The following is an 18233-nucleotide window of genomic DNA, read 5'->3' as shown; positions in this document are numbered from 1 at the left end:
GAGCGGGAAATTTCGCTTCCCCTGGTTCCGGGGCGGCTATTCCAGCTTTGCCGGAGAGTTTTCCCTGGATTTTCGGAAGCCATTTCTGAGGGAAGGGAAAGGAGTGTCAATATCGCAGTATCAGGGAGTTCGGTGGGATGTAGGGTGGAAGCGCGTGCGTGCACAGTCTGGGGGAGTGGTTGTGGCAATCTGGTCAGTACTGGGGATCTGCGGAAGCCTCCGTCGGAACTCGTACAATGCCGGACTTCTGCGACTGGCGGGGAGGAGCAACCCCAGTGTTTCCGTCGTCGGTGAAGGGCTGGTCGGCCGTCTCCCCTTGTTCAACCCCGACCTGGACAACGACGACGATCTCCCGGGGGCCGTCGCCGAATTCCGCTCCTGCGCTGATCAGGCCGAAGGCGTGATCATTGTCAGCCCCGAGTACGCGCACGGACCCTCGGGGGTCACCAAGAACGCCATGGACTGGCTGATCGGATCGGGAGGACTGGCCGGCAAGCCGACGCTTTTGATGAGCGCCTCCCCCGGACAGGCCGGCGGCATGCGCGGACACCTGGCGCTCATTCCCACGCTCACACTGATGGGAAGCGTCCTGGTCGACTCGGTCACGGTTTCCGGCGCCCCTTCCCGTGCGGATGCCCGGGGAGATTTCACCGACCCTGCGGTGATCGAAAGGGTGCGGCTGTCCATGGAGGAGATGGCCACGGCCCTGTCCTACTCCGGGCAGAAAAAGGCCGCGAGCCTGCTCCTGGAGTAGGGCGCGGTGGCGTCCGTCCCGCCGCGCCGGTGGACGGGTTCGGACACCGTGCAGCCCGCTGCGGTGCCCGGCGGCGCCGCGTCTCCTCCGGCCACGGTGCTCAGGGCGCGAGGGGAGGCGTGTCCTGTGCGGGCGGGCCCTCGGCGCGCAACCGTGACCGGAGGCGGCCCAGGGTCAGCACGATCACGGCGGACAGCCCCCCGAGTACCCATCCGCCGAGGACGTCCGTCGCCCATCCCGCTCCCAGATACGCCACTGCCACACCGGCCAGCCCCGCCCACAGCACCGCCACCGTCCACCAGGCCACCGCCCGGCCCCAGGTCCTCGCGCGCCCACCGCCCAGACGGGCGATCACCGCGGCGACGGCGGTCGTGCACGCCACGCCCACCGCGGGGAAGGCCCCCGGCGCGGAAACCCCGACCACCGCGTACTCCGGTGCGGGGCCGGGGCGGCCGACCAGGGCGGCGACCGCCAGTCCGATCCCCACCGCGAGGGCCCACCCGCCCGTGGCGGACACGAGCGCGCGCGGCCCCGCCCGCGTCAGCAGCGTCCCGGCCGCGGCCGTGGCCAGCGCGCCCCACACCCCGGTGAGGCGGTGCGCGAACTCCAGTGCCGCCGTGACCTCGGAGTCCCGGTGGGCGGCGAGCCAGCGCAGGACCGGTCCGTCACCGCGTACGGACTCCTCGCCGACGATCACGTCCTGCAGCACCGAGCCGAAGAACCAGCCCGCCGCCATGACCAGGACGACGCCCGTGGTCAGCTGAAGCCCCAGGACGGTGCGGGGCTCGAACCTGCGGGCCAGCCACCGCACCTGGCGGTCGTAGTGTGTGAGCACCTTGCGCACGTTCGGTCGGGCGGCCTGCCGCGAGGCCCAGGCGCGCACGCGGTCGGGGTGGCGGGCGACCCACCGGGCGATGGCCACGGTGGCCCAGACAGCCGCGCCGACGAGCAGGACCAGCAGGACGGCCTCGCCGAAGACGCGCTCCACGTGCTGCCAGGAGTGGCCCGCGAGGTATCCGACCAGGGTGACGGTGGACGCCCACACGGCCCCGCTCAAAGCGTTCCAGAAGAGGAACCGCCGGTAGTCCAGGCCGGTGGCGCCCGCCAGGGCGGGGACCAGGGCCCGGGCGAACCCCACCCACCGGCCGAGGAACACCGCGTGGGCGCCGTAACGCCGCACGAAGCCCTCCGCCCGGGCCCAGCGGGCGGGGCCGATCGCGCGGCCGAGCCGGCCGGCGGTCAACCGCGGCCCCAGGCGGCGGCCGATCTCGAAACCGACGGAGTCCCCCGCCACCGCCCCGGCGATCCCGCAGGCCGCCACCACGAGGGGGTCGGCCCTGCCCAGCCCCGCCACGACACCGGCGAGCAGCAGAGCGGTCTCACCGGGAACGACGAGCCCGACGAAGGCCGCCGCCTCGGCGAAGGGAAGCACGAAGGCGACGACGTAGACCACACCGACCGGTACGGCCAGGAGCCACTGTTCCCCACCCCCCACCCCAGGGCCCCCTCCTCGACCGACGACGGGCGCCTCCCTACACGGGGAACCCGGTCGACAGGGCTGGGGAGGAGGCGGGGGCGTCAGTAGCCCAGCTCCCGCAGACGTGCCTCGCCGATGCCCAACGCGTGCCCGATCTCGTGCCGCAGGACCATGGTCACCTTCTCCTCGACCTCCTCCCGTGAGCGACACACGCGCAGGATCGGCACCCGGTAGAGCTCGATGCGGTCGGGCAGGCTGCCCGGTATGCGCCGCCCGCGCCGTGTGCGCGGCACGCCCACGAAGCACCCCAGCAGCAGCTGCCCGGACTCGTGCGACGGAGGACGGTCGTCGACGAGCAGGGCGACGTCGGCCATGAGGCGCTGCACCCATTCGGGGAGAGCGGTGAAGGACCTGCTCACCAGGTCCTCGAACGCGTCGAGGTCGATCGTGTCGGTGTCCATCCGCCATCACCTCCGCGGGCAGCCCCGCGGCGGCGGGAACGCGTCCGGCCGCCACCGTGCGGGCCGGCACCGCGCCCGAGTCCTCGCACGCCGCGAGCTCCTTCACCGATGGAACGCCGGGACGGTGCCGGAGGCTTCCCTTCGCGGGCCCGTCAGGAGCCCGGGGCGCCTCCGTCGGCGGGGCCGGGGACCGGGTAGGTCAGGGTGACGGTCAGCGAGGCCTCGGCCGAGCCGCTGAACACGACCAGCGAACCCTCGGCGGCGATCGTCACGCCGAACTCCACCGACACCGACTCGGGGCGGACGGCCTGCCGCGCGAGCTCCCGCACCGTGCCGCTGAGCTTGGCGGCTATGCCCTGCACCGCCTCCTGGACGTGGTCGACGGCCTCCGCCGCCTTCTTCGTGACGGCCTCGGTGGCTCCGGAGGTCATCGGCTCGGCCCCGGGCAGCTGCTGGACGGCGACGTACACGTCCACGCCGTCGATCGTGATCGGTACCAACTTCTTGGGGAGGGACACGCTCGCACCTTTCGGGGGACGGAGGGCGCCGGTCCGCGCCCGGAGAACTTCAGAGGTGGTAGGCGCCCCGGATCATGTACGCGCCGTCCGACTGGCGGTAGTAGCCGGGGTCGGGAGGGGAGCCGACCCAGTCCGGCAGGAGGCCGACCACGGCCTCCCGGACCGCCTTGCCGGCCTCCGTGTGCCGCAGCACGTAGCCGGCCCCGGAGGCGGCGAGCCCGCCGGGGGAGCGGGCGATGATCATCCTGCCGACGCCGACCGCGTCCCAGACGAAGTGGGCCGCCTCCTTCCTGGCGGCGCGCTTCTCGTGCCAGTCCGGCGGGCCGGAGTGGTCGAGGGCGAAGAAGGCGCTGGATCCGTCCGTGTACCTGACGTGGAAGCCGAGGATCAGCCCGCTGTCCGGGAGGACGTAGGCGTCTCCGCGCGCGATGTGGAGCGTTCCCCGGCTGCCGTCCGGGTTCGTGTACGCGAGTTCGAGGGCGGGGGTGTCGATGGAGGAGGCGAGGTGGAGCCAGGTCCGGTACCCGGAGGCCCGGGGACTCATGAGGATCAACGTCGTGCACCCTTCGTGCGACCGTGGAGACCGTGGATGGGCGACTGCCGGCGGTTCACGGGAACCAGTCGAGGAACGTGCTGACGGCCTTCTTCAGCACGCTTTCCGTCGCCCGGGAGGCCGTCTCGTCCGTGACGGCGTCGGAGAGGACGGACGTACCCGGCTCCCGGTCGGCGGCGGGGAGGCCCGCGGCGGTGGAGGCGGTCGTCTCGGGGGCGGCCCCGGAAGCCGTGGAACCGGAGGGGGCCGTCGCGTCCGTGCCGCCGCGCCGGTGGACGTACTCGGCCGCCGTGTAGCCCGCTGCGGCGCCGCCGGCCGCGGCTTTGGCGAACCCGAGCCACCGGCCCTTCCGCACGGGCACGTGCCCCTTGCACAGTTCGAGCAGGTCCTCGGTGCGGGACACCCACACGGTGTGCGTCATCCACGCGTCACCGGCGTTGTGGCGGGACGAGACCACCCCGAGCACGCTGTCGTCGCCGCGGCGGCGGACGGGCGCCCCGCTCATGCCCGGCATGACGTCGGCGGACTGGATCCGGCCCAGGCGCAGGCCGTCGGTGCGGGCGACCTCTCCCTGCCACCGCCCCAGGGCCTGGACCGATCGCGGCCGGGGCGCCCGGGTCATGTCCTCGATCACGGCGTGGCCGACCAGGGTCACCTCCTCGCCCTGCTCCGCCGAGCCCGAGGCGCGCAGGAGGCGTGCGCTGCCGGGCAGGGCCGTGTCCGTCCTGAGCAGGGCCAGGTCGGCTCTGCGGTTCCTGGCCACCACCCACGCCCGGGCGGGTTCGAGGCCCGGGTCTGCGAGGCTGTCCACCGTGACCTCGGCGATCTCCGCGGACGTGTCCTCCAGGCCGAGCGTGGCGTGGACGACGTGCCAGGCGGTCACGAGATAGCCGTCGGGGTCGATCTGGAAACAGGTTCCCTGTGGCGCGCCGTCGGAGGTGAGGATTCTTCCCATGTATCGCGGAACGTGCGGGGATTCGGCCACCCCGGTGTTCCTTTCACTCGAAACACCATGCTGGGAGGGCGGCGGGGAACGCGGGCGGGGCAGGGTGCCGGTTTCGCGTCGCGGGGGTGCGGGTCGGGCCGGGCCCGGCGGGAAAAACTGGTACACCGCCCATACCCTGGAATTCCTGCACCCAAACGGGGGTGCGGGTGCAGGGATGAACGTGAAAAAGCCTCCACGGATCGTCGAATTCGGTGGCGCGAGTGCGGTGGCGAACGCGGCCTTGAAGGGGTTTGTAGGATTTTCATGGTCTCGTCATGGGCGTCGGGAATTCATATCGTCGGATGATCTGTTGTCCACGCCCGGTCGGCGGGTGCGGGCCCGGGCAGGCACCCGTCGGGGGAGAGCCCTCGGGCAGGGGCGGGAGACCGGGTCGGCCCGCCCCCGGGTGTCTCAGTCCGTGTTCCGGGTGGCGGGCGAGTCCTGGGCGGACAGTTCCAGGGCGAGTTCCATACAGCGCCATCGGGCCGGGGAGACGTCGTAGGGCATCTTGCCGACGGCTTCGCCCGCGCTCATGGAGCCGGCCTCCCGCCTGCCGGCACCGTCCTCGCCCTCATCGGCGGGAAGGGGGTGCAAGGTGTCCCAGGCGTCGAAGAGGGCATCGTCCTCCTCCTCCAGACCGGACTCCTCGATGACGGCCTGCAGGGCGCTTTCGAAGGCGTGCCGTTCGGCGGCCAGGTGAGCCACCCGCGGATCGTCCACGGCGACGCTGTCGTCGAGTGCCTCCTCGGCCTCGTCGATGCGGTCGGAGTCCTCCCGCAGGGCGGGATGCGTGGCCAGGGCGATGAAGCGGGTGGCCTGGACGGCCGCGCCGAGCGGGCCGAAGATCCGCTCGGTGACCAGCAGAGTGTCCAGGTCCGCCTGGCGCAGGGAGCCCTCGGGCAGGTTCTTGAGGCGGTCGGTGACGAAGTCGGAGAGCAGGCCCATCCGGCTGCCTTCGGTGCGCATCCGCTGCACGGCGGCCCGTTGCCGCCTCAATTCCGCCTCCTGCTCGGCGAGGGTCTCCTCCAACCGCTCCAGGATGCCCGGGATACCGTCCCCGCTGCCGGCGCCGGCGGAAGCCGTGCCGGTGGTGAAGGCGTCACGGATGTCGTCCAGGGCGATCCCGGCGTCGGCCATCCTGCGAATCCACAGCAGGCGGATCATGTCCTCGTACCCGTAGCGGCGGCGGTCGTCGCCGCCCCGCTCGGGCTCGGGGAGCAGACCGATCTCGTGGTAGTGACGGATCGCCCGTGGCGTGGTGCCGGCGAAGGCCGCCGCGTCACCGATCTTGACCTGGCGGGGCGGCATGAAGGACGAGTGCATGGGCAGGGGCCTTTCCTCGAGGGATCGGGACGTGAGTCCACCAGACCACATGCCGCTACGGCAGGTGCAAACCCCTGCGCACCGCCCCCGAGCCAAGGCCGGGAAACGCGACCCTCCTCCGTCATGGCCGCAGGTCCGTCACCACCCGGTTCACCGGTTCCAGCCGCCCCGCCCGGTACGGCTCCAGCGACTCCCGCGTCCCCCTCCCTCCGTCGGCGTTTCCGTGTCCGGCGCCCGTTCTGTCACGTCCCCGGCGTTCATGCGGTGCTCCGGTCCAGCGCGATGACCTCGACCTCGATCTGCCAGTCGGGCCGGGCCAGTGAGACGACCTCGACGAGGGTGTCGGCGGGGTAGGGCTCGGCCAGGAACTCGCCGCGCAGCGTGATCACGTGCGGGAGGTTCGCTGCCATGTCCCGTACGAAGATGCCGACCTTGACCACGTCCGTGAAGGCCAGGCCTGCCGCTTCCAGCACCCGTCCGACGTTCCTGAACGCCTGCCGCCCCTGCGCGAGGAAGCCGCCCCCGACGGTCGTCCCGTCCTCCTCGAAGCCCGCCTGTCCGGACACGTACACGAAGCCCCCGGCCCGGACGGCCTGCGATATCCGGTACGGCGCGTACCAGTCCGGCGTGGTCGCGATCTTCTCGACGCGCCCCACGGCGGCCGCTCCCTCTTCGCTGGACATGCTTCTCCCCTGTCTCGGCGGTGCCCGGCACCGGCCCGAACTTTGACGTTACGAAACGTTCCGTAACGCCACGAAAGCTAGGTCATCCCGGGCGGCTTGTCAAAACGAAACGTAACGTCACGCGGGCGGTAGGCTGTGGCCCATGACCTCTGCCCCGAACAGTGAACGGCGTAGCGAGCGCGCCCGCCGGGCCATCCTCGACGCGGCGTTCGACCTGGTGAGCCGCAAGGGCTTCGCGAAGGTGACCATCGAGGGCATCGCCGCCCAGGCCGGCGTGGGCAAGCCCACGATCTACCGCTGGTGGGGCTCCAAGGGCGCGGTGGTGCTGGAGGCGATGCACGAGGAGCTCGGCGACGACTTCGCCTTCCCCGACACCGGGGACATCGCCGCCGACCTCACGACCCAGATCACCGCGGTGAGTCGGCGACTGGTCACCGGCAGGATCAGCGAGGCCTTCAAGGGCGTCATGGCCGAGGCGCAGAACGACGCCGCGCTGATGAAGGCGTTCCGCGAGACCATCCTCGAGCCCAGCATCGCGGAGTGCCGTGCCCGCCTGGATTCCGCCGTCGCCGCCGGGCAGCTCCGCTCCGACGTGCCCACCGACGTGATGGTCGACCTCTTCTACGCGCCGATCCACTACCGGCACTTCCTGGGCTTCGGCGACGACGCGGTCAGGCGCAGCGCCGATCTCGTCCAGGACGTCCTGCTCGGCCTGCGGCCCCGGCCCGACGCGGCGTGAACGGCCGGCGCCCGGCCGCTGCGCGTCGGGGCGGAGCGCTGCCGGGGGGCTGAAGCGGGCGCCCCGCCCGGGCCGTCCCGGCGGGCGTCGGAACGCCGCAGCCGCCTTCCCGCCTGCCCCGCACCGGGCCGCCCGCCCGGCCGGTCAACGCCTCCGCGCCATGCGTCGTCGTCCCCTCCGGATCCCCGTGCGCACTCGGGCGGGGAACCCGGGGAAGGGGGAAACGGACCCCGGGTGTTCACGGCAGGCAGATCCCTCTCCTCGGATGCTCGTGCGGAATTCGCGTGCGGGGGAGGTTCGGCGACGCCGACGCCGGTTCTCCCCGGTGTCACCCACGCGGTCTCACGAGCACGAAAAAGGCCGGTCGGCGGACGCATCCCACAGGCGGGAAGAAAGGCCGCCCCCGGAGGTCGAGTTTCCTCTACCCGGCCACTCCCACCAGGGCCAGTGACGTTCGCGGCCCGCTTTGTTTGACTCGTCGTGAGTGGGCGACAGGGCGCACCCGGGTCCTTCGACCCGCGCAAGCGAACGGAACATCGGCATGGGCAGAAACAGAGGTCGTCGATCCTCGAAAAAGGGGATCGGCGTCCACGACCGGCCACACGGAAAAGAAAAGGACGACCCGACGGTCCTGCGGATCACGGGACTTTCCAAGACCTACTCCCGGGGTGTCGTTCCCGTCCATGCCCTGAGAGGGGTGGACGCCGTCTTCCCCCGAGGGGGGTTCACCGCGATCATGGGGCCCTCCGGATCGGGGAAGAGCACCCTCCTGCACTGCGCTGCCGGGCTTGAGCGTCCCGACGCCGGCGCGGTGCTGGTGGAGGGGCGGGACATCACGGGCCTCTCCGAGAGGGACCTGACACGGTTGCGCGCACGCGCGTTCGGCTTCGTGTTCCAGTCCTTCCACCTCCTGCCCGTGCTCGACGCGGAGGAGAACATCACCCTCGGGCAGCGCCTGGCCGGCCTGCCCCCGGACGAGGCCCGGCTGGCCGAACTCGTGGACTCGCTCGGCCTGGAGGACCGCCTCCGGCACCGCCCCTCCGAACTCTCCGGCGGACAGCAGCAGCGGGTCGCCGTGGCGCGTGCGCTGCTGCACCGGCCGAGCGTGCTCTTCGCGGACGAGCCCACCGGCAACCTCGACTCCCGCTCCGGCGGCCAGGTCCTGGAGGCTCTGCGGCGCGCGGTGTCCGAGCACGGCCAGACCGTCGTCATGGTCACCCACGACCCGGTCGCCGCGGCGCGCGCCGACCGGGTGCTCTTCCTCCGCGACGGCGGCGTCGAGGACGAACTGCCCGACCCCGCTCCGGACACCGTGTTGGAGCGGATCAGGCGCTTGGAGTCCGCGTGATCAGGCTCGTGCTGCGCGGCGTGGCCGACCGGGCGCGCCCACTCGCCCTGTCCGTCCTGACCGTGGCCCTGGGCGCCGGGTTGGCCGTGGCCGCCCTGTCCCTGCAGGGTTCGGCCGACCGGGTGGCCGCCGAGGGGGCGGGTGCGCCCTGGCGGCTCTCCGAAGCGCCGATCGTCGTGGTGGCCGTACCCGAGGACGCCGGTCTCACCGCGACGCCCTCCGGGGAGCCCGCGCGACTGCCCCCCGCGACCGTGGAGGCACTGGCGGGGATCCCCGGGGTCGCGGAGATGGTGGTGGAGGCGCCCTTCCCCGCCTACGTGGTGACCGACGAGCGCACGCTGGGCGGCCAGACGCAGCGCTCCTGGGGGCACTCGTGGGCGCTCGCCGGGGCCGAACCCCTCACGCTCGCCCAGGGTCAGCCGCCCGGAGCGCAGGGGGAGGTGGCGCTCGACGCCGGGACCGCGGCCGACGCCGGTGCGGCCCCCGGCGACCGCGCCCGGGTCCTCACCCCCGAGGGCGCCGCCACCGTGCTCGTCACCGGGATCGTGGACCGTGACACGGCCGGCGGGCAGGACCGGGGCGTCTTCTTCACGCTGGGCGAGGCCGCCGCGCGGGGCGGGGACCCGGTACTGGCGGCGGTGTGGCCCCGGGAGGGGACGGACCCCTCCCGGCTCGCCGAGACGATCCGGGAGGAGGTCCCTCAGGTCAGGGCGTTGACCGGGGGCGAGAGGAGCGAGGCCCTCGCACCGGGCCGGACCGGCCGCGAGACGGCCTCGGGTATGGGGCGGTTCCTGGGCACGGTGTCCGGACTCGTGCTGGCCGTGGCCGCCGTCATGGTCGCCGGCCTGCTCACCACGACGGTGCGCAACCGAGTCCGGGAATTCGCCCTGCTGCGCCTGGCCGGGGCCGCACCCGGGCTCGTCCGGCGCCTGGTCCTCGGTGAGGCCTTGGTCCTGGGCTCCGTCGCCGCGGTGCTCTCATGGGCGGCGGGTGCGCTCCTGGCGTTCCTCCTGGCCCGGTTCTTCGAGGCCGTGGGGGTGCTCCCGCCGGGGTTCGAGCCGGAGGTGGGGCCGCCCGCGCTCGCCGCCGGAACGGTTCTGGCGCTGGCCGTGCCGCTGCTGGCCTCCTGGGCGCCCGCGCGTGCGGCGGGGCGGACGGCGCCGGTCGAGGCCATGCGCGCGGCCCAGGCCGCGTCCGCGCCCTTGTCCCGGGCCCGGATCGCTCTGGGCGGGGCGGTCCTGGGCGGGGCCGTGGCGCTGCTCGCCGTGGCCTGGGCGGCGGCGGGGAGCCGGGGGGCGGTGGTGGCGGCGCTCGCCGCCTCGATGGTCCTCGTCCTGGCGGCGGCTCTGCTCGCCCCGGCCCTGGTCCGGGGCGTGCTGCGCCTGGCGGGTCCGCTGACGTCGAGGGGACCGGCGCCCCTCCTGGCGCACAGGGAGGCGTACGCCGACACGCGCCGGGTGGCGGGTGTGATGACGCCGCTCCTGGTGACCACCGCCGTCGCCTGCGTGCTGCTGTTCCAGGGGCCGACCACCGCTCAGGCGCGTATGCACTCCTACGGGGAGCGCCTCGCCGCCGACCTGGTGGTGTCCGGTCCCCTGGGGGTCGGGCTTCCCGAGACCGCCGCGGAGACGGCAGCCGGGGTCCCCGGGGTGTCCGCCGCCGGCGGTTTCCGGCAGACGGTCACGGCCGGAGCCGGAGCCGCCCTGACGACCTACCTCGTCGACCCCGCGACCGTGGCGGACCTCTACCGGGTCGACGCCGAACAGGGGGCGTGGGAGGCGTTCGACTCCGGCGGGGTTGCACTCGACGCCGGGACCGCGGGGCAGGAGGGCTGGCGGGTGGGCGACACCGCCACGCTCTCCGGCCCCGACGGGCGGCCGATCCGGGCCCGGGTGGCGGTTCTCTACGAGGCGGGGCTCGACTTCCCCGAGGTCCTGCTCCCCCGGCAGGTGCTCGCCCCCCGGATGCTGGACGCGATGGAGAGCGCCGTCTACGTCACGCTGGACCCCGGGGCCGACCCCGCCGGGGTCGCGCGCCGGCTGGAGGGGGCGATCGACGCCGGCCCCGAAACCCTGGTCACCGACCGGCCCGGACACCTGGCCGACGTGGCGGCCCAGGGGGAGGGCGACGACTGGATCACCTACCTGATGGTGGCCGTGGTGGCGGGCTTCGCCGGGATCGGCGCGGTCAACACGCTCGTCCTCTCCGTGGCGGCGCGGAAGGGGAGCTTCGCCCTGCTGCGCCTGGTGGGGGCCTCCCGGGGACAGGTCGTGGGCATGGTCGCCGCCGAGGCGCTGGCGGTGTCGGCGGCGGCGGTAGTCCTGGGGACCGCGGCCGCGCTGGCCGGGCTCGCGGCCTCCGGGTACGCCTTCACCGGTGACGCGGTGGTCCTGTCCGTCTCCCCGGGCCGGTACGCACTCCTCGCCTCGGCGGTCCTGGCGCTGGGCCTGGCGGCGAACCTGGCGCCGGTGGCCGCGGCCCTGCGTGCCCGGCCCCTGCACGTGGCGTCCGCCACGGGGTGAGCCCCCGCCGCCCGGGCGCGCCGGGCCGCCCGGCGCCGTCCGGTCGGCCCGGCGGGGCGCGGGACGCGTGCGCACGGGGAGCCCCTGCGCTCTCCGCCGGGCCGCCGCGACCTGTGGGGGGACACGTCGGCCGTCCACGGCCGGCGAGCTCACGGAAGGTGCGCGGGCGCCGGTGCGGCCGGGACCGCGCCGGGCGGTTCAGGGGTTGTCGACGAGCCCCGTGAGCACCCGGCGCACCACCCGCTCGAACAGGGCGTGCGTGTCCTGGGGCGCTTCGGCGCCGGGACCGTCCGCCAGCGCGGCCAGCAGGAGCGGATGCCGTTCCGCGGTCGCCGCGGAGGCCAGGTGGGAGGCGTGCGCCCGTCGGGGGTCGGCGGGCGCGTTCCGGCGCTGGAGCTCGGTGCGGGCGAACAGGGTCACCAGCCCGTTCAGCACCCCGACGGTCTCCAACCGGGCGGGGGAGGACAGCGGCGTCGGCGCCAGTGCGCGCAGCGCGTACTCCAGGTAGTCCATGCCGTGGGGGCCCACCGCGGGTTCCACGGGCAGGTCGAGCAGCCACGGGTGGCACAGGTGGACCCGCTTGGCCCGGCCGGCGAGGGCGGCCAGGTCCTCGACCGGGCCCCCGGTCAAGGGGACGCCGAGGTCGATCTCCCCGGCGGCGGCGTCCGCCATGAGGTCGAGGAGGTCGTCCCGGGTGGACATGTAGCGGTACAGCGAGGCCGGTCCCGTGCCCAGCCGTCCGGCCACCCGGCGCATGGAGACCGCCGCGAGGCCGCCCTCGTCCGCCAGCCCGATCGCGGCGGCGGTGATCTGTGCCCGGCTGCGCTCCGGCGCGGGACCGCGTGCGCCCCGTTCGGGGCGGTTCCACACGGTCGTCGGTTCCTCGGCCATCGGTCCCCGTTCCACTCCTGTTGCGACGCCCCCTATCCTAATACTGAGAACGCTGATCGCAGTATTGTGGGGAGTGGGAGCACATGGACCGACGACCGTGGACACCGACCCGGTGGGCGAACAACGGCGACGTCCGGCTGGCCTTCGACACGTGGGCCGGCACGGACGGGAACGAGCCGCTCCTGCTCGTCATGGGCATGGGCGTCAACCGGCGGTGGTGGCCTGACGGCCTGTGCCGGACCCTGGCCGACCACGGCTTCTCGGTCGCCCGCTACGACCACCGCGACGCCGGCGAGTCCACGCACCTGCCGCCGACGAGGACCCGCCTGCCCGCCACCGCCCTGCTGGGCAGACGCGGCGAGGCCTACACGGCCGAGGACATGGCCGACGACGCGGTCGCCGTGCTCGACGAGCTCGGCTGGGAGACGGCGCACCTGCTCGGTGTGTCCCTCGGCGGCGCCGTGGCGCAACGCGTCGCGATCCGCCACCCGGGCCGTGTCCGCACCCTGACCTCGATGTCGGCGGTCCCCGCGGACGCGGCGGGGCTGGGCGTTCTGCGCTACATCCGCGTTCCCGCCGTCGCCAGGCTCAGCCGGATGCGCTATCCCGACACCGAGGAGGGAACCGTCCGGGCCGGCCTGGCCATCGCCCGGTTCTGCGCCTCACCCGCCCAGCCCTTCGACGAGCAGGAGGAAAGGGCGAAGGCCGAACGCCTCGCCGACTCCGGCACCCGCGACACCCGGGCGCAGAGCCGCCAGATCGGGGCCCAGTGGCACGGCCCGCCGATCAGCACGATCACGGCCCCCACGCTGGTGTTGCACGGCCGGGACGACCCCCTGATCCGGCCGAACGCCGCCGCCGCGATCGCCTCCCGCGTTCCCGGCGCGCGCCTGGTCACCCTGCCGGGCGTCGGCCACGACATCCCCGCACCGGCGTGGCGCACCGTCGCAGCCGAGGTGCGAACACTCGCCGACGGCTCTCCGGATCGGCCGAACCGGGGCTGATCACATCGCGGACCCGGCCAAGGACGGGGAGCGGGTGGCGGGGATCGGAGCGACGGCGACCGGTCTTGCGCGAGAGCGGTGACGCCTCCGGCGCCGACCCCTGGGGGGCCGGCGCCGGAGGCCGGTGACCGCCGATCCGGTGTGCCCGGTCAGAAGCGGTCGACCAGGAGCCGCCCGTCGGCGGCGCGCTGGCCGGCCAGGCCGCCGCCGTAGTTGGCCTCGACCCGCGCGCGCTCGGAGGCGTTGGGGGCGCGGACGGTGCAGTTCACGCCGCCGGTGGAGCCCGACATCAGCGAGGAGCACGGGCCGGGCTTGACGTCGGGCAGGCCCAGGCTGTGGCCGAGCTCGTGGGCGGCGATGCGCACCGCGTCGTAGCCCTGGGCGGTGCCCTGGCGGCCCATCCAGACGGTGACCTGCCCGCCCGGGCGCACCGGGCCCAGGTGGGCGCGGGGCCAGCCGTCGTCGGCGATGATGCGGATCTCGGCCCGCCGCCCGGTGGGGGCCGGCTCCAGGCGGACGTTGTTGACGCTGGAGTTCCACACGCCCACGGCCGAGGCGACGGCGGAGGCGTACTCCGCGGACTGGCTCGCGTCGTAGTACAGGGTGGTCTGGCGCAGGGGCTGGACCTGCTCCGCGGGTTCCGCGGAGGCCGGTACGGCGCCCACCAGCGTCAGCGCCAGGGCGCTCAGCCCGATGAGGAGGGGTGTGAGGATGCGTCTCAGCATGGGGGTCTCCCTGGGGTGAGGGTGCTGATCTCTCTGGTGACCCGGTGAGGTCGCCCTGATGCTATGCGTAGTGCCGTGCCGCCACAAGACGGGCAGAACGTCTGATTGCGGCGCGGTGCCCCCGGCGTGGACGGCCGGGGCGGGGGAGTCGGTCCCGCCCGGCGGGAGGCCCCGGTGGGCGGGGCCCTGCCCCGGCGGCGGGGGAGCGCGCCGGCGCCCCATCGGGAGGTCCTGTCGGCGGCGCGGAGCCGTCGCGGGACACGGGTTGAGAGTCCGGCGGCGGCCCGGGGGCGTCTCCTCGGCCGTCACGCAGCGGAGTACGGCCTGGTGGCAGAGGCACTGTAACCTACGGTCATGAAATTGAAAATCATTATCAGAACCATGGGCGTCGCAACGACCCTCGCCCTGGCCGGCTGCGCGACGGCGCCCGTCCCCGAAGCCGACTCCACGGCGGCAGCGGGCGGGGGCGCGACCCCCTACCCCCTCAGCGTCGAGAACTGCGACGCCGAGGTGACCGTCGAGCAGGCCCCCGAGCGCGCGGTCTCGCTGAACCAGTCGGCCACCGAGATCATGATCCGGCTCGGCCTCGCCGATCGCATGGCGGGCACCTCGTACGAGACCGACCCCGTTCCGAGCGACATCGCCGACGCCTACGAGGGCATCCCCCTGCTCACGGACGGCCTGCTCGAGCACGAGACGCTGCTGGAGGCGCAGCCCGACTTCGTCTACTCGTCGTTCGCCTCGTTCCTCACCGCCGAGAACGCCGGCGAGCGCGCCGAACTCCACGAACTCGGCGTCCCGACCTACCTCAGCGAGTTCGACTGCACCTACCACGAGGCCGTCGAGGGCGGCGCGACCTTCGAGATGCTGTTCGACGAGATCGAGACGATCGCCGAGATCTTCGACGTGCCGGACGCCGGCGAAGAGCTCGTCGCCGAGCAGCGGGCCGTGGTCGACGAGGGGCTCGCGACCGCCGAACGGATCGAGGGCACGCCGAGCCTGGTCTGGTTCTACTCGACCGCGTCGTCCTCCTCCACCCCGTCGGTCGCGGGCCCCGGCGGGCTCCCGCAGACCGTGACCGAGATGCTCGGCGCCGAGAACGCCTTCAGCGACGCCTCGACCAAATGGCCGGAGGTCAGCTGGGACGAGGTCGCCGCCCGCAACCCCGACGTGCTCGTGCTCGCCGACCTGAGCCGCGGATACCCCGGCGACACGGCCGAGGAGAAGATCGAGTTCCTCAAGAACGACCCGCTGACCTCGACCATGGACGCGGTCGTCGACGACCGCTTCATCGTCGTGCCCGGGCAGCACATGGACCCCTCCGTCCACAGCGTGCAGGCCGTCCCGACCGTCGCGCAGGGCCTCATCGACATGGAGACCGAATAATGACGAACACGAACGCCCTCGAGCGGCTCATCCGTGCCTGGGACGACCAGCAGGCGGCGTACATCACCCACCGCGAGCAGAGGTTCGAGATCATGCTCGACGTCATCGCGCGGACGTGCGCCTCCTCGGACGAGTTCGGGGCCGACGGAACCGGCATGACCGTCCTCGATCTGGCGTGCGGCCCCGGCAGCCTCTCGCAGCGCGTCCTCGACCGGTTTCCGGGCGCCCGGGTGATCGGAGTCGACCACGACCCGGTGCTGCTCGCGATCGCGGGCTCCTGGCTCGGCCGACGCCACGGTTCACGCTTCACGCCCGTCGACGCCGACCTGGCAACGATCGGTTGGAGGGCTCAGCTGCCCGACGGGCCGGTGCACGTCGCCGTCTCCTCGACCGCGCTCCACTGGCTGGAGCCGGCGCAGCTCGTCGCCGTCTACGACACCCTGGGCGCCCTGCTCCCCGCCGACGGCGTCTTCATGAACGCCGACCACCTGCGCTACGACCCGCGCTCACAGCCGTTCCTCACGCAGGCGGCGGCCGCCGACGACGAGCGCACCCAGCACGACGCGCACGCGCGGGGGGTGCAGACCTGGGACGAGTGGTGGGCGGACGCCGTCGCGGACGACGCGTTCGGACAGCACCACGCCGAGCGCGAGCGCCGCTTCGCCGACCGCCCGCCCACACCGCACGCGCCGCTCGAACTGCACCTGCAGGCGCTCGGCACCGCCGGCTTCGCCGAGACCGGTGTCATCTGGCGGTACTACGACGATGTCGTGGTGTTCGCGCGAAGATGACGAAACCCACCCATCCCTCACAGACCGGCTCGCGCGACACGGGCGCGCCGTCCGGCGCCGATCCCCTGGCGGCGCGAGCGACGGCAGACGGTGCCGCGGCCTCTCCGACACGCGCACCGGGCCGGCTGCGCTCGTCCCTCCTCGTCGGCGCCTTCATCGTCGCGCTGTGCGTGTCGATCGTCGTCGCGACCTTCGTCGGAACGGCGGACATCGGGGCGCTCGACGTGCTCGGGATCATCCTGCGCAACATCGGGCTGGGCGCCCTCGCCCCCGTTCCGCCGGCGCCGCCGCTCATCGACGCCCTCGTGTGGGAGTCGCGCCTGCCACGTGTGCTCCTCGCCGCCGTGGTCGGGCTCGGACTCTCGGTCTCGGGCGCGGTGCTGCAGTCGGTCACCCGCAACCCGCTCGCCGAGCCGTACTTGCTCGGGGTCTCCTCCGGGGCGTCCACCGGGGCGGTCTCGGTCATGGTCCTCGGGCTCGGCTCGGGCGCGGTGACCCTCTCGACGGGCGCGTTCGCCGGCGCGCTGGCCGCCTTCGCGATCGTGCTGTTCCTCATCGGGGGCGGACGCGTCTCGAACCCCGCCCGCGTGGTGCTCACCGGTGTGCTCGTGTCGCAGTTCTTCTCGGCGATCACCTCGCTCGTGCTGATGCTCGACGGCGACGCGGACGCCACCCGGGGCTTCACCTACTGGCTGCTCGGCTCACTCGGGGGCGCACGCTGGGAGCCGCTGATCGTGGCGTCCGCCGTCATCGTGCTCGGAGCCCTCGGCTGCCTGTTCTTCGCGTCGGCCCTGGACGCGTTCACCTTCGGCTGGGACACCGCTGCCTCGCTCGGGGTCGACGTGACCACGGCACGGGTGGCGCTCATGGTCCTGACCGCCCTCATCACGGCGGCGGCCGTCGCGGCGTCCGGGGCGATCGGGTTCATCGGGCTGCTCGTGCCGCACATCGTGCGTCTGCTGGCCGGGCCCACGCACCGCCTCCTGCTTCCCCTCGCGGGGCTCGGCGGCGCGATCTTCCTGGTGTGGGTCGACACCTTCGCCCGCTCGGCGTTCTCGCCGCACGACATCCCGGTGGGGGTGATCACGGCGCTGCTCGGTGCGCCGATGTTCGCGATCGTTCTGCGCAAGGCGGCTCGGCGATGACGGCACTGGCAGCGAACGACATCACGTGGTCGGTCGACGGAACACGCATCCTCGACGGGGTCTCGATCGAGGTGCGCCCGAACGAGGTGCTCGCCGTGCTCGGGCCCAACGGGGCCGGCAAGTCCTCACTGCTGCGCATCCTGGCGGGGCTTCGGCGGCCGGATGCCGGGACGGTGCTCCTGGGCGGGGAACCGGTTCGCTCGTTGCCCCGGCGCGCGGTCGCCCGGCGGATGGCGATCGTCGAGCAGTCGCCCGAGGTGCACACCGACATCACCGTCGACGAGGCCGTTGCGCTCGGCAGAACGCCGTACCGCAGCACCTTCGCCGGACTGGACGGCGAGGACCGTGCCGCGATCGAACACGCGCTCTCCCTCACCGGGATGCGCGCGTACCGGTCGCGGTCGTGGCGGACCCTCTCCGGCGGTGAGCAGCAGCGCGCCCAGCTCGCCCGCGCGCTCGCGCAGCAGCCGGAGGTGATCGTGTTGGACGAGCCCACCAACCACCTCGATATCCGTTACCAGCTCGAGGTGCTCACCCTGCTCCGCTCGCTCGACATGACGGTGGTGACCGCCCTGCACGACCTCAACCTGGCCGCACGCTACTGCGACCGGGTCGCGGTCCTGCACGCGGGTCGGGTGGCGGCGTCCGGACCGCCCGCCGCCGTGCTGACACCCGGGCTCATCCGCTCGGTCTACGCGGTCGAGGCCGTCGTCGACACCTCTCCGCACACGGGTGCGCCGGTGGCGACCTACCTGGGGGCCGGGACCGGCAGGCTCCCGTAGTCGAGTGGCGCCTGATCGGGGCCGGGCTCCTGCCGAACGACCGCGGAGAGCCGTGGTCGGGGGCGTAGCGGTTCCCGGGGCTGCCCGCGCCCGCCGAGGGCGCTGCGTCAGCGCCTGCCCGCGCCCCGTCCGCCGGGCGGGCAGGC

General features: G+C 73.4%; 18 protein-coding genes. 9 read left to right on the top strand and 9 right to left on the bottom strand.

Features of this window, described 5'->3' with window-relative positions:
- Positions 1 to 181 precede the first annotated feature (181 nt).
- On the top strand, positions 182 to 754 hold the full coding sequence (locus tag ACIRPH_RS09445) for an NADPH-dependent FMN reductase (protein WP_402911519.1): 573 nt from the start codon (positions 182 to 184) through the stop codon (positions 752 to 754).
- Positions 755 to 854: 100 nt separating this feature from the next.
- On the opposite strand, the gene ACIRPH_RS09440 is transcribed toward ACIRPH_RS09445, so the two are convergent.
- The 7 genes from ACIRPH_RS09440 to ACIRPH_RS09410 form a co-directional block, all read right to left on the bottom strand.
- Positions 855 to 2249, bottom strand: a complete 1395-nt coding sequence (locus ACIRPH_RS09440) for a VTT domain-containing protein (RefSeq protein WP_402911517.1) — start codon at positions 2247 to 2249, stop codon at positions 855 to 857.
- Positions 2250 to 2332: 83 nt separating this feature from the next.
- The gene (locus ACIRPH_RS09435) at positions 2333 to 2692 is read right to left on the bottom strand and encodes a metallopeptidase family protein (RefSeq protein ID WP_402911514.1); all 360 of its coding nucleotides are present in this window, start codon (positions 2690 to 2692) and stop codon (positions 2333 to 2335) included.
- Positions 2693 to 2844: 152 nt separating this feature from the next.
- Positions 2845 to 3210, bottom strand: a complete 366-nt coding sequence (locus tag ACIRPH_RS09430; protein ID WP_402911512.1) for a CU044_2847 family protein — start codon at positions 3208 to 3210, stop codon at positions 2845 to 2847.
- A 49-nt stretch (positions 3211 to 3259) separates the two neighbouring features.
- Positions 3260 to 3763 (bottom strand): hypothetical protein, encoded by a 504-nt coding sequence (locus ACIRPH_RS09425; protein ID WP_402911509.1) that lies wholly within the window; start codon positions 3761 to 3763, stop codon positions 3260 to 3262.
- Positions 3764 to 3818: 55 nt separating this feature from the next.
- Complete coding sequence (locus tag ACIRPH_RS09420) at positions 3819 to 4718, bottom strand: serine protease (RefSeq protein ID WP_402911507.1); 900 nt, start codon at positions 4716 to 4718, stop codon at positions 3819 to 3821.
- Positions 4719 to 5159: 441 nt separating this feature from the next.
- Positions 5160 to 6071 (bottom strand): MerR family transcriptional regulator, encoded by a 912-nt coding sequence (locus tag ACIRPH_RS09415; RefSeq protein ID WP_402911505.1) that lies wholly within the window; start codon positions 6069 to 6071, stop codon positions 5160 to 5162.
- Positions 6072 to 6328: 257 nt separating this feature from the next.
- The gene (locus tag ACIRPH_RS09410) at positions 6329 to 6754 is read right to left on the bottom strand and encodes a RidA family protein (protein ID WP_402911503.1); all 426 of its coding nucleotides are present in this window, start codon (positions 6752 to 6754) and stop codon (positions 6329 to 6331) included.
- A 142-nt stretch (positions 6755 to 6896) separates the two neighbouring features.
- Between ACIRPH_RS09410 and ACIRPH_RS09405 the strand changes: the two genes are divergently transcribed.
- The 3 genes from ACIRPH_RS09405 to ACIRPH_RS09395 all read left to right on the top strand — a co-directional run bounded on the left by ACIRPH_RS09405 (position 6897) and on the right by ACIRPH_RS09395 (position 11363).
- Positions 6897 to 7493, top strand: a complete 597-nt coding sequence (locus ACIRPH_RS09405) for a TetR/AcrR family transcriptional regulator (protein ID WP_402911500.1) — start codon at positions 6897 to 6899, stop codon at positions 7491 to 7493.
- A 697-nt stretch (positions 7494 to 8190) separates the two neighbouring features.
- Positions 8191 to 8841: an ABC transporter ATP-binding protein gene (locus tag ACIRPH_RS09400; RefSeq protein WP_402911498.1), complete on the top strand. Its 651-nt coding sequence runs from the start codon at positions 8191 to 8193 to the stop codon at positions 8839 to 8841.
- Positions 8838 to 11363: an FtsX-like permease family protein gene (locus ACIRPH_RS09395; protein WP_402911496.1), complete on the top strand. Its 2526-nt coding sequence runs from the start codon at positions 8838 to 8840 to the stop codon at positions 11361 to 11363. The genes ACIRPH_RS09400 and ACIRPH_RS09395 overlap by 4 nt, the downstream gene beginning before the upstream one ends.
- Before the next feature lie 198 nt (positions 11364 to 11561).
- Here ACIRPH_RS09395 and ACIRPH_RS09390 read toward each other — a convergent pair whose 3' ends face one another.
- Positions 11562 to 12254 carry a TetR/AcrR family transcriptional regulator gene (locus ACIRPH_RS09390; protein ID WP_402911494.1) on the bottom strand — a complete coding sequence of 231 codons (693 nt, stop codon included), beginning with the start codon at positions 12252 to 12254 and terminating at the stop codon, positions 11562 to 11564.
- An 83-nt stretch (positions 12255 to 12337) separates the two neighbouring features.
- Between ACIRPH_RS09390 and ACIRPH_RS09385 the strand changes: the two genes are divergently transcribed.
- Entirely contained in the window at positions 12338 to 13258 is a 921-nt protein-coding gene (locus ACIRPH_RS09385; RefSeq protein ID WP_402911492.1) for an alpha/beta fold hydrolase, read from the top strand.
- A 149-nt stretch (positions 13259 to 13407) separates the two neighbouring features.
- Here ACIRPH_RS09385 and ACIRPH_RS09380 read toward each other — a convergent pair whose 3' ends face one another.
- Positions 13408 to 13983: a snapalysin family zinc-dependent metalloprotease gene (locus ACIRPH_RS09380; RefSeq protein WP_402911489.1), complete on the bottom strand. Its 576-nt coding sequence runs from the start codon at positions 13981 to 13983 to the stop codon at positions 13408 to 13410.
- 381 nt (positions 13984 to 14364) lie between these two features.
- On the opposite strand from ACIRPH_RS09380, the gene ACIRPH_RS09375 reads away from it, so the two are divergent.
- From ACIRPH_RS09375 to ACIRPH_RS09360, 4 genes are read left to right on the top strand one after another with little or no spacing between them, the layout of a single operon-like run.
- The gene (locus tag ACIRPH_RS09375; RefSeq protein WP_402911487.1) at positions 14365 to 15369 is read left to right on the top strand and encodes an ABC transporter substrate-binding protein; all 1005 of its coding nucleotides are present in this window, start codon (positions 14365 to 14367) and stop codon (positions 15367 to 15369) included.
- Positions 15369 to 16160 carry a class I SAM-dependent methyltransferase gene (locus ACIRPH_RS09370; RefSeq protein ID WP_402911485.1) on the top strand — a complete coding sequence of 264 codons (792 nt, stop codon included), beginning with the start codon at positions 15369 to 15371 and terminating at the stop codon, positions 16158 to 16160. The genes ACIRPH_RS09375 and ACIRPH_RS09370 overlap by 1 nt, the downstream gene beginning before the upstream one ends.
- Complete coding sequence (locus ACIRPH_RS09365; RefSeq protein ID WP_402911482.1) at positions 16157 to 17305, top strand: FecCD family ABC transporter permease; 1149 nt, start codon at positions 16157 to 16159, stop codon at positions 17303 to 17305. Before ACIRPH_RS09370 ends, ACIRPH_RS09365 begins: the two co-directional genes overlap by 4 nt.
- Positions 17302 to 18087 carry an ABC transporter ATP-binding protein gene (locus tag ACIRPH_RS09360; RefSeq protein WP_402911480.1) on the top strand — a complete coding sequence of 262 codons (786 nt, stop codon included), beginning with the start codon at positions 17302 to 17304 and terminating at the stop codon, positions 18085 to 18087. The genes ACIRPH_RS09365 and ACIRPH_RS09360 overlap by 4 nt, the downstream gene beginning before the upstream one ends.
- Positions 18088 to 18233: the final 146 nt, after the last annotated feature.

Origin of the sequence: Nocardiopsis sp. NPDC101807, assembly GCF_044766605.1 — a bacterium.
GTDB lineage: Bacteria > Actinomycetota > Actinomycetes > Streptosporangiales > Streptosporangiaceae > Nocardiopsis > Nocardiopsis tropica.
This window is presented reverse-complemented; position numbering and strand designations above follow the sequence as displayed.